Here is a 13,327-nt window from a genome sequence, read left to right as displayed (position 1 = left end):
AGTGTCGTCTCGCTCCCGGTAGACGAGCATCATTGTTTCGAAGTCCTGGCAATGGTGAAAAGCATGGCAACGAGCAAGGAACTGTGGTCTGGTGCGTTTGGCGCTGTGCTTGCCGCCGTGATTCAGTACGTTCTATCCCGACGCGATCAAGGCAATATGAAATACCTGAATGAAGCATTGCAACGGTCGATGCTGAGCAACGAACTCAACATGACCAGACTGGCCACGACGGTCGACAAGATGATGGCCTCCATCGACAAGCTCACCGACATCCTGCAACCCGCCGCGCGTCAGGCGCTGAGTCCTATCGAGCGCTCATGCGAGCGCATCGACCTCCACCTGGATGGCGCGTGTTTCATGAGCCTGAATCGCACGCACAAGCGGACTTTTGCACACGCGGGACGCAAGCTCTCGGAGCATCTCGAGACTTATGTCGGCGTGATTTCGCAGTTCGACATGACCACCGGCGCGTGCCGGGTCACGCTCGAAGGAGGCAGTGCGCGGCTTCCCGCCATCGTGGTCGATCCCGCGTTCAACCGCCCTAAGAACCGCTACGTCGAGGCCATGGCTTCCCGCCATTCCATCTGCTTCCTTGCGAAAGCGGATCTGGATGACGAGGGCCATCCGCTCAGACTGTATATCTCGGACACGTCGGCGCAGGAGCGCAGATTCACCGTCGTCTGATTACGCGCCAATCAGGTTGACCACCTTCACGTTGCGCGTATCGGGCACTTCGGCATAGGACAGCACCTTCAGCTGCGGCAGGCTGCGGCGCAGGAAGCGCGCAAGCATCGCGCGCAGCGAATGTTGCACCAGCAGCACCGGCGGCAGTCCGAGGTTCTGCTGACGCATCATCGCGTTCTGGGTCGAGTTCATCAGCGTCTGCGCGAGTCCGGGCTCCAGTCCCGGATTCGTGCCGGTGGACAACGCCTGCGACAACACGCGCTCCAGCGTCGGATCGAGTCCCATCACCTGGAGGTCGTCGTTGCCGGGATACCATTGCTGCGAGATCGCGCGGCCCAGCGCAAGACGCACCGCGGCAGTCAGGTCGTGAGCGTCGGAAAGCTTCGGAGCGTGTTCCTGAAGCGCGTCGAGAATGGTGCGCATGTCGCGGATCGGCACGCTTTCGTCGAGCAGATTCTGCAGCACCTTTTGCAGCGTCGTCAGCGAAATCACCTTCGGCACGAGGTCTTCCGTGAGCGACGGCGTGTCCTTGCCGATGCGCTCCAGCAGCGCCTGCACTTCCTGGCGTCCGAGCAATTCGGCCGCGTGCGTGACCACCAGATGATTCAGGTGCGTCGCGACCACCGTGCTCGCATCCACCACCGTGTAGCCGTACACCTGAGCCTGCTCGCGCAGATTGGTGTCGATCCACACCGCCGGCAGGCCGAACGCCGGGTCCTGCGTCTGGGCGCCGGGCAGTGCCGCCGAAACCTGGCCGGGGTTGATTGCGAGCCACTGTCCCGGGAACGCTTCGCCCACGCCCACTTCCACGCCCTTCAGCGCAATGCGGTAGCCGTTCGGGCGCAGTTCGAGATTGTCGCGAATATGAATGACCGGCGGCAGAAAGCCGATTTCCTGCGCGAACTTCTTGCGGATGCCCTTGATGCGCTTGAGCAGTTCGCCATCGGCGTTCTTGTCGACGAGCGGAATCAGGCGATAGCCCACTTCCAGTCCGAGCGGATCGATGAGCGCGACATCTTCCCAGCTGGCTTCCGCATTCTCGGCCGAGGTGGCCGCCGCGCTTGCAGCGAGCGGTGTGACATCGGTGACGGCGCTTTTCTTCTTCGCTTCGGCGCGCTTGTTCATCGAGCGCGCGGCATAGATCAGGCCGCCGCCGAGCAGCATGAACGCGAAGTGCGGCATGCCGGGGATCAGGCCCATGATGCCGATGATCACGCCCGTAATCATCAGCACGCGGGGATTCTGGAACAACTGTCCCGTCAGCTGGGTGCCGATGTCTTCCTCGGTCGCGACGCGCGACACGATCACGCCGGCTGCCGTCGAGATGATGAGCGAAGGGATCTGCGCCACGAGGCCGTCGCCGATGGTCAGCAGCGTGTAGTTGGTCGCCGCGTGGCTGAAGTCCATGTCGTGCTGGAGCATGCCGACAATCAGCCCGCCTACGACGTTGATCACCATGATCAGCAAGCCCGCGATGGCGTCGCCGCGCACGAACTTGCTCGCGCCGTCCATGGAACCGTAGAACTCGGCTTCCTGCGCCACGCCCTGGCGGCGCTTCTTCGCGGTTTCCTCGTTGATGAGGCCGGCGTTCAGGTCGGCGTCGATGGCCATCTGCTTGCCGGGCATGGCATCGAGCGTGAAGCGCGCGCCCACTTCGGCGATCCGGCCCGCGCCCTTCGTGATCACCATGAAGTTGATGATCATCAGAATCACGAAGACGACGATACCCACCGCGAAGTTGCCGCCCACCAGGAAGTGACCGAACGACTCGATCACCTGGCCGGCCGCATCCGGACCGGTGTGGCCTTCCAGCAGCACGATACGCGTCGACGCGACATTCAGCGACAGGCGCAGCAAGGTGGAGAACAGCAGCACGCTCGGGAACGCCGCGAAGTCGAGCGGCTTTTGGGTGTACATGCTGACGAGCAGCACCATCACCGCGAGCGCGATGTTGAAGGTGAACAGCAGATCCAGCAGGAACGCCGGCAAGGGCAGGATCATCATGCCCAGGATCATGCAGATCAGGATCGGGCCGGCGAGGGCTCGAAGGTTCTGCGTGCCCAGCGCGTCAGGCCGTTTGGCGAAAAATCCAGCGCGCGCGTTCATGCGGCGGCTCCATTGTCAGGGTTGTCGCCGGTCAGGGCTTCTTCAGCTTCCTGATCGGCGTCGGCGTCGGAAACGCCGCCTTTGTCGAGTTCCTTCGGTACGTCGAGATCGGACGGCTGGTCCGGCTTGATACCGCCGTCTTCCTTGTAGCGCTTCAGCTGGTAGACCCACGCCAGCACCTGCGCCACCGCGCCATACAGCGCGCCCGGAATCTCGCGATTGATCTCGACGTTGTGATACAGCGCACGCGCCAGCGGCGGCGCTTCGAGCAGCGGCACGTTGTTTTCGCGGCCCAGTTCGCGGATGCGCGCGGCCACGAGATTCACGCCCTTCGCGACGACCTTCGGTGCGCGCATCTCGCCGTCCGTGTACTTCAGCGCGACCGCGAAGTGAGTCGGGTTCGTCACGATCACGTCGGCGGTGGGAATCGCCTGCATCATCCGGCGACGCGCGGCCGCACGCTGCTGCTGACGAATCTTGCCCTTGATGTGCGGGTCGCCTTCGTTCTCCTTGTGCTCGCGCTTCACTTCTTCCTTGCTCATGCGCAGCTTCTTGGCGTGCGAGTACAGCTGGTACGGAACGTCCACGGCCGCGACCAGAAACAATCCGCCGATCGCCATGCCGCAACACACGAAGATGAGGTGCATGGCATCGGCGAGCGCGAGACTGAGCGGCTTGGTCAGAAGGTCGAGCACTTCGGCGCGGCGGCTCCAGATTGCCGAGCCCGCCATGCCGCCGACCACGACCGTTTTCAGGATCGCCATGCCCAGCTGCACCGGGCCCTGCGAAGAGAAGATCTTGCCGAGCCCGCTTACCGGATTGAGGCGGCCGAAATTCGGCGCGAGTGGCTTGGTGGTGAGCAGCCAGCCGCCGAGCGCCATCGGCGCGGCCAGCGCGGCGAAGCACGTGAGCAGCAGGACCGGCAGCACGGCCAGCATGCCTTCCTTGCCGGCGTTCGCGGCCCCGATCATCATCTGACGCGTGTCGAGCACGGTGGCATGATCGAACGTGAAAGCACCCCGCAACACCGACTGCAAATGCCCGCTGATCGGGCCGGACAAGCCCCAGACCCCGAAAAAGCCCGCCGCCAGCAGCGCAAAGGAAGCGAGTTCACGAGAACGCGCAACCTGGCCTTCCTCCCGCGCCTTTTCCAGGCGCTTGGGAGTGGCTGATTCGGTTTTTTCGAGATCGCTTTCTTCTGCCACCGGGCCTTGCTCCGTTCCGTGTCCAATCCGTGCGAGCGGCACGAAGCCGCTTTTCGATGTCAGGGATTATTGCGGAAGGCGTCGAGCGGCCATCGGAGGATAAGGCCGGGGAAAAGGGGGTTATTCGCTAGATGAAAGCGCGGAAAAGAAAGCGGCGCGTGTCCCGCATGAGACACGCGCCGTTCTGAAGGCTACCAATGTCCGGATCAGGCGCCCGGCACGCGGCCGTCCGGGCCGTAGAACCCGGCCCGCGACGGCGCAACCTGCATCGCGGCGAGCGCCTTGCGGTTGTATTCCATGCGCGTGCGGATCAGCACGCCGTTATTGTTGTTGCCTTGTTTCGCGCGACGGGCGGCGGCGGTGAGCAGCGCCCATTGCTCGGCAATCGCGGCATCGCCGGCGGCGGCGGCTTCCATGCCGATGAAACCGGCCGGAAAGCCCAATGCATTCAGATGTTCGTCGCGCGTCTTTTCGAGACTGGAGATGCGTTCGGTGAGCGCGGTCTTGTTCTCGATGATGCCGGGAAGCGCCGGAAGCGGCTGCGCGGCGATCAGCGCTTTTTCCTCGTCGGCGAGGAGGGATTCGAAGGCCTGAACAGCAGCGACTTCTTCGGTGATGGTGGCAAGCAGGGCGTCTCTCATTGCGGCTCGCTGGATACGCTGAAAAGCGGGTTTTAAAAAGCCGCCCGGTCCGCGAACGCCGCCGCCATGACGCGCCTGTCCATCCATGACAGGCGAGTCGAGCTCACTGCGTTCAGCCGCCGGTCGGCGGGGTTCTCGTTTGCAGCAGATCGCGCGCCGTGCTCAGAATGCCGTCGGCGATCTTGGCCGGGTCCATCGTCAGGCTGCCGTCGCGGATCGCGGCCTTGATCGACTCGACTTTCGCCGTATCGATGTCCGAGCCGTTCGATGCGCGCAGGTCCGTCGACAAGGACGACAAGCTCACTTTCGAATTCGTTGCCGGGTTTGCGCCCGCTTGTTGCACGGTGCTCGCGGCACCTTTGGCGTCGTTCTGCGACGCGCGCTGCAGGGTGTCTTGAAGGCCTGCCAGAGTGGTGTTGCTATTCGATTCGATTTTCACGATGTCCATTCCCGAACGTGTTGAGTCCTTTATCGGTCAGGGTGCCCGAAAACTTGACCCTGCCTCAGGAGCGCCAACTGGTGTTCGCCGTGCTCATCGCCCGGAAACCCTTATGCAGCGGGCATCGACGCGAATTGCAACAAAATGAAACATACGTGGGGGACCGAACACATCATGCAAACCGCCCTCTTCAGAGGGACACTTCCACCGTCTGGCTGTCCTTCACGACGCCGGTGATGATCTGGCCACCGGCAGTTTTCACCCGTACTTGCTGGCCGGGCGCCGCGTTGTTCATCGCGGTGCCGTCGGCGGAAATGGAAAAGCCGGCGCCGCCCGTGACCACATGCACGGTCTGTCCGATCGACACCGAACTCGCGGCGCGCAGCATGTCGGTGCGCAGCGGCAAACCTGCCGGCACACGCGACAGCGCCACTGCGCCGACAGCTTGCGCCGGATCGGTGACGATGGCCTGCGGCATCGCGGTGAGGTCGCCGTCGCGGGCGATCAGATCGGCGTTGGTCAGCACTTCGCCGGGCGCGATCGCACGCGCGGCCAGATAGTAAGTGGCGTTGACCGACACGCGCGCCTGGACATACAGCGTCCACGGCCGTTCGCCGACGCAGCGCACGCCGACCGTCATGCGGCCCCAGAGGCGCGCGCCGGTCGGCATGAACGGATCGAGCGACGAACACGCGGCCAGGCCGCGCGGAAACACCGGCGTGACCGTGATGTCGACCTTGCCGGGCAAGCCGGCTGCCTGTTGCTGGAGGAAGTTCAGCGCGGCCGCGCGAATCGACTCGCCGTCCTGCATCGTGGCGGGCGCGCCGGGCGCGGGCGGAAGCGTCGCTGCCGCGGGTGCCGCTGCGGCGGCAGGCTTGAAGCTGACGCGCTGCATCGGCGAAGCGGCTGCCCCTGCGACGGGCGTCGCCACGCCGGCCGCAACCGGTCGCGGATCGACGGCTCGGCCAGCCGCGGCGTCATCGCGCGTGACGACTACCGGCATCACGTCGCGCGAGGCGGCCACAGCGGGCGCCTTGGCAAGCGCCGGAGCCGCGACGCGCGTCGCAACGGGAGCGGCGGCGGCCGGCGGCTTCGCTTCGCCCGGGCCGGGAATCACGATCATGCCGGCGTCGTTCATGGAATCATCGGCGGCGTCGGCGTGGACTTCCAGTTCGAGCGCGGCGTTGCGCATCGCGGCGTCGGCGGCGCGAGTCGCTGCGCGATAACCGCTGGCGCTCAAGGGCGCGGGCGTCGAAACCCGCGCGGCAGGCGCCAGGTTCTTCGCCATGTCGGCGGTCGCGGCGGGATTGGTCTCGGCATTGCCGGGAATGACGATCATGCCGTCGCTTTGCTGCGCGGATGCGCCCGCCGCGACGGCCATCAGTAGCGAGACGCCCGCCAGCCCGCACAGCGTGCGGCGCGTGAACGTCGCTGCGGCGCGAGCCGTAGGGTTCGATGCACGCTTGGCGGACCTGCTCATCCCTTCTCTCCCTGACGCCGCGCACTGAACGCGGCATTGCCTGAATAAATCGAGCCGCGCACTGCACGGCAACTGCCTGGAACCGGACGGGAAGCACAGCACGCCCGCCATCGGCCACGAAACGCATTCTAGATATCGGCGGGCGCGTGCAAGCGTCGAATAGAGGCCGCGTTTCCCGGTTATTCGTCGGATTAGTTCTTGTGCGCCGCTCCTAAGATGCGTGTCATGCAAAAAGGCCTCGGCGCTGCCGACAGGAGAAACCGGAATGCTAGACAGACTCGACAAGGAATTCGCCTTTGGCCGTGAAGCGCTCGACGTGCGCGCGTACCGGCAGGAATTGCTGTCGTCGAACATTGCCAACGCCGACACCCCCGGCTACAAGGCGCGCGACGTCGAATTCTCGAGCGCGCTCGCGGGCGCACTGAAGCAGAACGGCACGGCGTCGAACAGCTCGACGCTGAAGATGGCGCAGCCCGTCAGCCTCAGCTCGAGCGCGTCGCTGGCCGTGACTTCGCAAGGCCACATGAGCGGCACGTCGACGCTCGCCGCATCCGGCGGCTCGACGGACGACTACGGCAAGCTCGCCTACCGCGTGCCGAGCCAGCCTTCGCTGGACGGCAACACCGTGGACCTCGACGCCGAACGCGTGCAGTTCGCCGACAACGCGCTGCACTTCGAAGCCGGCATGACGGTGCTGTCGTCGCAGATCAAGTCGATGCTGTCGGCGATCACGTCGAACAGCTAAGCACGACAGGAGAAAGACCATGCCCTCTTTGATGAACATCTTCAACGTCGCCGGCTCGGCGATGTCCGCCCAGGCGCAGCGCCTGAACGTCACCGCGTCGAACCTCGCCAACGCGGACAGCACGACCGGCCCGGACGGCCAGCCGTACAAGGCGAAGCAGGTCGTGTTCGCGGTCGATCCGCTCGGCGGCGCGCGCACCGCGTCGGGCCAGCAGGTCGGCGGCGTGCAGGTGACCGGCGTGATCGACGATCCGAGCCCGATGAAGACCAGCTATGACCCCAGCAACCCCGCGGCCAACGCGGACGGCTATGTGACGCTGCCCAACGTCGACCCCGTGCAGGAAATGGTCAACATGATTTCCGCGTCGCGTTCCTACCAGGCGAACGTCGAAACGCTCAACACCGCCAAACAATTGATGCTCAAGACCCTGACCATCGGAACCTGATACAGACATCCAAGGAACGCAACGTGACGACCAGCACAACCATCGGCAGCAACGGCACCACGGTGTCGCAGACGCTGCTCGACACCATGAACGGCGCGTCGTCGAGTTCGTCGACGTCTTCGTCGACCTCGGCGACCGGCGCGCAATCGGCGTCGGACCTGCAGAACACCTTCCTCACGCTGCTCGTGACGCAGTTGAAGAACCAGGACCCCACCAATCCCGCCGACAGCTCGCAGATGACCTCGCAGCTCGCACAGATCAATACGGTGACGGGCATCGGCCAGTTGAATACGTCGCTGTCGTCGCTTGCCGCGCAGCTGTCGGCCGGCCAGCAGACGCAGGCCGCGCTGCTGATCGGTTCCAACGTGCTGTCCTCCGGCAGCGACGTGACGGTGGCGAGCGGCAAGTCGTCGAGCTTCGGCGTGCAGCTGGCGAACGATGTGAGCGACCTGCAGATCGTCGTGAAGAACGCCTCGGGCCAGATCGTCAACACGCTCGACCTCGGCGCGCAGGGCGCGGGCGTCGTGCCGGTGACGGGCTGGACGCCGGTCGATTCGAAGGGCGCCACGCTCGCCGACGGCTCCTACACGATCACCGCGCAAGGCACGATCAACGGCCAGCAGGCCACGGCCACGACGCTGTCGGCCGCGCAGGTCCAGAGCGTCGTGCAGATGTCCGGCGGCGCGCCGGGCCTCAAGCTTTCGAACGGTTCCACCGTGGCGCTCTCGAGCGTCGCCTCGATTCTTTAAATTCAATTTTTAGGACGAGCGCGAACTCGTCACGGAGAAACACATGAGCTATCAACAGGCACTGAGCGGTCTGGGCGCCGCATCGAGCGACCTCGACGTCATCGGCAACAACATCGCCAACTCGAACACGGTCGGCTTCAAGCAGGGCTCGGCGCAGTTCGCCGACATGTACGCCAACTCGATGGCCACGGCCGTCAGCAACCAGATCGGTATCGGCACGCGTCTGGCGGAAGTGCAGCAGCAGTTCTCGCAAGGCACGATCACGACGACCAACCAGGCACTCGATGTCGCCATCAACGGCAACGGTTTCTATCAGCTGTCGAACAACGGCTCGGTGGTGTACTCGCGCAACGGCGTGTTCCACCTCGATGACAGCGGCAAGATCGTCAACTCGGCGGGCCTGCAACTGATGGGCTATGCGGCGGATTCGTCCGGCGTGGTCAACAGCGCGAGCACGGTTCCCCTGTCGGTGCCGACGGCGAACATCCAGCCGACCGCGACGAAGAGCATCACGGCCGCGTTCAACCTGAACTCGCAGGACACGAACCAGACGCTCAACTTCGATCCGACCAACGGCAACACCTACAACGAATCGACTTCGGTGGATGTGTACGACACGCTGGGCGGCACGCAGAAAGTGTCCGTGTACTTCACGAAGACCCAGACCGGCACGTGGGAAGCCTATGCGGGCTACGGCGACCCTGTCTCGCAGACAACGGATCTCGGCGCAGTGTCGTTCGATTCCACCGGCACGTTGACCGGCACGGCTGCGAACACCGCAGGCGGCGTAACCTCGGCCAACAAGGGGCAGTTCACCTTCACGATCCCCAACGGCGCGGATCCGACCGGCAACAGCACGCAGACCCTGACGCTCGACCTGACCGGCACGACCCAGTACGGCGCCAAGAGCGGCATCACGAATCTGCACCAGGACGGCAACAGCACGGGCGAACTGACGGGCTTCACGGTCGGCACCGACGGCATGCTGACGGGCAACTATTCGAACGGTGAAACCAAGGCCCTCGGCCAGATCGCCATCGCCAACTTCAACAACCAGAACGGCCTGCAAAACCTGGGCGGCAACGTGTACGCGCAGACCGCCGCGTCGGGCGCGGCGCAAATCGCCGTGCCCGGCTCGACCAACCACGGCACGCTGCAGGGCGGCGCGGTGGAGAACTCCAACGTGGACCTGACGAGCGAGCTCGTGAACCTGATCACCGCGCAGCGCAACTATCAGGCGAACGCGCAGACGATCAAGACGCAGCAGACCGTCGACCAGACGCTGATCAACCTGTAAGCAGCGCACGCATAGGCTCGAAGGAAGCGATTCATGGACCGTCTGATCTACACCGCGATGACCGGCGCCAGCCAGGCGCTCGAACAACAGGCCGTCGTGGCGAACAACCTCGCGAACACGTCGACCACGGGTTTCAAGGCGCAACTCGCTGCGTTCCGCCAGGTGCCGATGTCGTTCGAGAACCAGTCCGCCGACGGCTCGACGCGCACCTTCGTGCTGTCGTCGACGCCCACCGCGGACTACTCGGCGGGGCCGGTCCAGCAGACCGGCAATCCGCTCGATGTCGCGATCCAGGGCCAGGGCTGGCTGTCCGTGCAGGCGGCGGACGGCAGCGAGGCCTACACGCGCGCGGGCAACCTGCACGTGGATCAGAACGGCCAGCTCGTCAACGCGAGCGACCTGCCGGTGATCGGCAACAGCGGTCCGCTGTCGATCCCGCCGGGCGCCGAAGTGACAATCGGTCATGACGGCACGATCTCGGCGCTGATTCCGGGCGACCCGCCGACGGCGATCGCGGTGGTGGATCAGCTGAAGCTCGTCAATCCCGATCCGGCGACGCTCACGCGCGGCGACGACGGGCTCTTCCGCACCGCGACCGGCGATCCCGCCGACGCGGACCCGAATGTCGTCGTGGCCGGCGGCGCGCTCGAGGGCAGCAACGTGAACCCCGTCTCCGCGATGGTCTCGATGATCACCAACGCCCGGCAATTCCAGATGCAGACGAAGCTGATGGAATCGGCCGACCAGAACGAACAGTCGGCCAACAAGCTGCTCAACTTCAGCTAAGCGGCGCACGCCAGCACCACAGGACACGAAAGAACATGAATCGCTCTCTCTACATCGCCGCGACCGGCATGAATGCGCAGCAGGCGCAGATGGACACCATCTCGAACAACCTCGCCAACGTGAGCACGAACGGCTTCAAAGGTTCGCGCGCGGTGTTCGAGGACCTGCTGTACCAGACCACCCGCCAGCCAGGCGCGAATTCGACGCAACAGACCGAACTCGCCTCGGGCGTGCAGCTCGGCACCGGCGTGCAGCAGATCGCGACGGAACGGCTGTACACGCAGGGCAACCTGCAGCAGACGGGCAACTCGAAGGACGTCGCGATCAACGGCCAGGGCTTCTTCCAGGTGACGATGCCCGACGGCACGACCGCCTACACGCGCGACGGCTCGTTCCAGACGAATGCGCAGGGCCAGCTGGTCACGTCGAGCGGCTATCAGGTGAATCCGGCGATCACGATTCCGCAGAACGCGACGTCGATCACGATCGGTTCGGACGGCACGGTGTCGATCACGCAGTCGGGCACGTCGGCCAGCACGACGGTCGGCGCGATCCAGCTCGCGACCTTCATCAATCCGGCCGGCCTCGAAGCGCGCGGTGAAAACCTGTTCTCTGAGACGGGCAGCTCGGGCGCGCCGAACGTGTCACAACCGGGCCTGAACGGCGCGGGCTCGTTGCAGCAAGGCTATGTGGAAGCGTCGAACGTCAACGTGGTGCAGGAACTGGTGAACATGATCCAGACCCAGCGCGCGTACGAAATCAACAGCAAGGCCGTGACCACGTCCGACCAGATGTTGCAGACGCTCTCGCAAATGCAGGTTTAACCCCTTTATTCGACGGATGAGAATCGGAAAGATGACGTCACACTGACGCATCTTTCGCTTCATACGAGTTATCACGATGTCGTCATTTCACCTCATCGCGCGCGCTTCGCTCCATGCCTCGCGCCTCGCCACGGTTGCCGCCTTCGGCGCGGCGCTCGGCGCATGCGGCCTCGTGCCGAAAGAGCCGATCATCCAGCAGCCGATGACCGCGCGTCCGCCGCAGCCGCCCACCGGCACGCGTTCGCCCGGCGCGATCTACAACGCCGGCTATGCGGGCCGCCCGCTGTTCGAAGACCAGCGGCCGCGCAACATGGGCGACATCCTGACCATCGTGATCTCGGAAAACGTCAACGCGACGAAGTCCTCGGCGGCGAACACCAACCGCGGCAGCAACGCGGCCTTCGCCGTGCCGACCACGCCGGGCATTTTCGGCGGCCTGTTCAACAACACGACGCTCTCGGCCACCGGCGCCAACAAGTTCACCGCAACGGGCGGCGCCAGCGCGGCCAACACGTTCAGCGGCACGCTGACCGTGACCGTCACGGAAGTCCTGCCCAACGGCAACCTGATGGTGAGCGGCGAGAAGCAGATGCTCATCAACCAGGGCAACGAATTCGTGCGCTTCTCGGGCGTCGTCAACCCGACGACCATCTCGGGCAGCAACACCGTCTACTCCACGCAAGTCGCCGACGCGAAGATCGAATACTCGGCGAAGGGTTACATCGACGAAGCGGAGAACATGGGCTGGCTCCAACGCTTCTTCCTCAACGTCGCGCCGTTCTGATCATGAATCCGCTTCTTCGTTTCATCTCGTTCTCGCTCGCCGCAGCCGTCGTCGCGCTCGGCGCCGTGCCGCACGCGCATGCCGAACGTCTCAAGGACCTCGTCTCGTTCCAGGGCGTGCGCGACAACCCGCTGATCGGCTATGGTCTCGTCGTCGGCCTCGACGGCACCGGCGACCAGACCATGCAGACGCCGTTCACGACGCAGTCGCTCACCAACATGCTCGGCAACCTGGGCATCACGGTGAACTCGGCCACCACGCAGAACATGCAGTTGAAGAACGTCGCCGCCGTGATGGTGACCGCGACGCTGCCGCCGTTCGCGCGCCCCGGCGAAGCGATCGACGTCACGGTGTCCTCGCTCGGCAATGCCAAGAGCCTGCGCGGCGGCACCTTGCTGATGTCGCCGCTGAAGGGCGCCGATGGCCAGGTGTATGCGATGGCGCAGGGCAACCTCGTCGTCGGCGGCGCGGGCGCGAGCGCGAACGGCAGCAAGGTCCAGGTGAACCAGCTGGCGGTGGGCCGCATCTCGGCGGGCGCGATCGTCGAGCGGGCGGTGCCTTCGGCATTGCAGCAGCAGGGCGGCGTCATGCAGATGGAACTGCGTGAAATGGACTTCGACACGACGCAGCGCATCGTCGCTGCGGTCAACAACCTGTTCGGCGCGGGCACCGCGCTCGCGCTCGACGGCCGCACCATCCAGTTGCGCGCGCCGCAGGACCCGAGCCAGCAAGTGTCCTTCATGGCGCAGTTGCAGAACATCGACGTGCATCCGGCGCAGGCCGCCGCGAAGGTGATCCTGAACGCCCGCACCGGCTCCATCGTCATGAACCAGATGGTCACGCTGCAGAACTGCGCCGTGGCGCACGGCAATCTGTCGGTCGTCATCAACACGAAGACGGCAGTGAGCCAGCCGAATGCCTTCTCGAACGGGCAGACGGTGGCGGCGAAGGAGTCGTCGATCCAGCTCAAGCAGGACAGCGGCGCGCTCAAGATGCTGAACGCAGGCGCGAATCTCGCCGAAGTCGTCAAGGCGCTCAACGCGCTCGGCGCGACGCCGGCCGACCTCATCTCGATCCTTCAATCGATGAAGGCCGCCGGCGCCTTGCGCGCCGACCTCGAAATCATCTAATAACGAATAAGA

Annotated in this window: 14 protein-coding genes; 9 read left to right on the top strand and 5 right to left on the bottom strand. The window is 64.7% G+C overall.

From position 1 onward, the window contains the following. Positions 1–210 precede the first annotated feature (210 nt). Positions 211–684 (top strand): hypothetical protein, encoded by a 474-nt coding sequence (locus QCE64_RS12635; protein ID WP_310003995.1) that lies wholly within the window; start codon positions 211–213, stop codon positions 682–684. Here the strand turns inward: QCE64_RS12635 and flhA are convergent, their stop codons facing one another. The 5 genes from flhA to flgA all read right to left on the bottom strand — a co-directional run bounded on the left by flhA (position 685) and on the right by flgA (position 6,555). Then, positions 685–2,790, bottom strand: coding sequence for a flagellar biosynthesis protein FlhA (flhA, locus tag QCE64_RS12630; RefSeq protein ID WP_309919173.1), 2,106 nt, complete (start codon positions 2,788–2,790; stop codon positions 685–687). Beyond that, on the bottom strand, positions 2,787–3,995 hold the full coding sequence (gene flhB / locus QCE64_RS12625; protein ID WP_309810790.1) for a flagellar biosynthesis protein FlhB: 1,209 nt from the start codon (positions 3,993–3,995) through the stop codon (positions 2,787–2,789). The genes flhA and flhB overlap by 4 nt, the downstream gene beginning before the upstream one ends. Positions 3,996–4,201: 206 nt before the next feature. Beyond that, entirely contained in the window at positions 4,202–4,636 is a 435-nt protein-coding gene (locus QCE64_RS12620) for a flagellar protein FlgN (protein WP_309919168.1), read from the bottom strand. A 112-nt stretch (positions 4,637–4,748) separates the two neighbouring features. Then, a complete protein-coding gene (flgM, locus tag QCE64_RS12615) occupies positions 4,749–5,075 on the bottom strand; it encodes a flagellar biosynthesis anti-sigma factor FlgM (RefSeq protein ID WP_404987363.1) in 327 nt (108 codons plus the stop codon). A 190-nt stretch (positions 5,076–5,265) separates the two neighbouring features. Beyond that, the gene (flgA, locus tag QCE64_RS12610; protein WP_310003993.1) at positions 5,266–6,555 is read right to left on the bottom strand and encodes a flagellar basal body P-ring formation chaperone FlgA; all 1,290 of its coding nucleotides are present in this window, start codon (positions 6,553–6,555) and stop codon (positions 5,266–5,268) included. Between the two features lie 265 nt (positions 6,556–6,820). Here flgA and flgB point away from each other — a divergent pair, with 265 nt between their 5' ends. The 8 genes from flgB (at position 6,821) to QCE64_RS12570 (ending at position 13,315) form a co-directional block, all read left to right on the top strand. Next, positions 6,821–7,300 carry a flagellar basal body rod protein FlgB gene (flgB, locus tag QCE64_RS12605; protein ID WP_309931312.1) on the top strand — a complete coding sequence of 160 codons (480 nt, stop codon included), beginning with the start codon at positions 6,821–6,823 and terminating at the stop codon, positions 7,298–7,300. A gap of 19 nt (positions 7,301–7,319) precedes the next feature. Next, entirely contained in the window at positions 7,320–7,745 is a 426-nt protein-coding gene (gene flgC / locus QCE64_RS12600; RefSeq protein ID WP_035499295.1) for a flagellar basal body rod protein FlgC, read from the top strand. Between the two features lie 23 nt (positions 7,746–7,768). Beyond that, the gene (locus tag QCE64_RS12595) at positions 7,769–8,494 is read left to right on the top strand and encodes a flagellar hook assembly protein FlgD (protein ID WP_309919158.1); all 726 of its coding nucleotides are present in this window, start codon (positions 7,769–7,771) and stop codon (positions 8,492–8,494) included. Positions 8,495–8,537: 43 nt separating this feature from the next. Next, the gene (gene flgE / locus QCE64_RS12590) at positions 8,538–9,791 is read left to right on the top strand and encodes a flagellar hook protein FlgE (RefSeq protein ID WP_309919155.1); all 1,254 of its coding nucleotides are present in this window, start codon (positions 8,538–8,540) and stop codon (positions 9,789–9,791) included. A 33-nt stretch (positions 9,792–9,824) separates the two neighbouring features. Beyond that, a complete protein-coding gene (flgF, locus tag QCE64_RS12585; protein ID WP_310003991.1) occupies positions 9,825–10,577 on the top strand; it encodes a flagellar basal-body rod protein FlgF in 753 nt (250 codons plus the stop codon). A gap of 35 nt (positions 10,578–10,612) precedes the next feature. Beyond that, positions 10,613–11,401, top strand: coding sequence for a flagellar basal-body rod protein FlgG (flgG, locus tag QCE64_RS12580; protein ID WP_309919153.1), 789 nt, complete (start codon positions 10,613–10,615; stop codon positions 11,399–11,401). Between the two features lie 76 nt (positions 11,402–11,477). Then, positions 11,478–12,185 (top strand): flagellar basal body L-ring protein FlgH, encoded by a 708-nt coding sequence (locus tag QCE64_RS12575; RefSeq protein ID WP_310003989.1) that lies wholly within the window; start codon positions 11,478–11,480, stop codon positions 12,183–12,185. 2 nt (positions 12,186–12,187) lie between these two features. Continuing rightward, a complete protein-coding gene (locus QCE64_RS12570) occupies positions 12,188–13,315 on the top strand; it encodes a flagellar basal body P-ring protein FlgI (RefSeq protein WP_309919147.1) in 1,128 nt (375 codons plus the stop codon). The last annotated feature ends 12 nt before the right edge of the window (positions 13,316–13,327 follow it).

Origin of the sequence: Caballeronia sp. LZ043 (assembly GCF_031451075.1) — a bacterium.
In the GTDB taxonomy this organism is placed as follows: Bacteria; Pseudomonadota; Gammaproteobacteria; order Burkholderiales; family Burkholderiaceae; genus Caballeronia.
The sequence above is the reverse complement of the archived record's forward strand: the minus strand, read 5'-3'. Positions and strand labels throughout refer to the sequence as shown.

Excerpts from the sequence above, each read along its gene's own strand:
- flgF (WP_310003991.1), top strand. The coding sequence starts at position 9,825 with ATGGACCGTCTGATCTACACCGCGATGACCGGCGCCAGCCAGGCGCTC.
- QCE64_RS12635 (WP_310003995.1), top strand. The coding sequence starts at position 211 with ATGACCAGACTGGCCACGACGGTCGACAAGATGATGGCCTCCATCGAC.
- QCE64_RS12575 (WP_310003989.1), top strand. The coding sequence starts at position 11,478 with ATGTCGTCATTTCACCTCATCGCGCGCGCTTCGCTCCATGCCTCGCGC.
- flgE (WP_309919155.1), top strand. The coding sequence starts at position 8,538 with ATGAGCTATCAACAGGCACTGAGCGGTCTGGGCGCCGCATCGAGCGAC.
- QCE64_RS12570 (WP_309919147.1), top strand. The coding sequence starts at position 12,188 with ATGAATCCGCTTCTTCGTTTCATCTCGTTCTCGCTCGCCGCAGCCGTC.
- flgB (WP_309931312.1), top strand. The coding sequence starts at position 6,821 with ATGCTAGACAGACTCGACAAGGAATTCGCCTTTGGCCGTGAAGCGCTC.
- flgC (WP_035499295.1), top strand. The coding sequence starts at position 7,320 with ATGCCCTCTTTGATGAACATCTTCAACGTCGCCGGCTCGGCGATGTCC.
- QCE64_RS12620 (WP_309919168.1), bottom strand. The coding sequence starts at position 4,636 with ATGAGAGACGCCCTGCTTGCCACCATCACCGAAGAAGTCGCTGCTGTT.
- flgG (WP_309919153.1), top strand. The coding sequence starts at position 10,613 with ATGAATCGCTCTCTCTACATCGCCGCGACCGGCATGAATGCGCAGCAG.
- flgA (WP_310003993.1), bottom strand. The coding sequence starts at position 6,555 with ATGAGCAGGTCCGCCAAGCGTGCATCGAACCCTACGGCTCGCGCCGCA.
- flhA (WP_309919173.1), bottom strand. The coding sequence starts at position 2,790 with ATGAACGCGCGCGCTGGATTTTTCGCCAAACGGCCTGACGCGCTGGGC.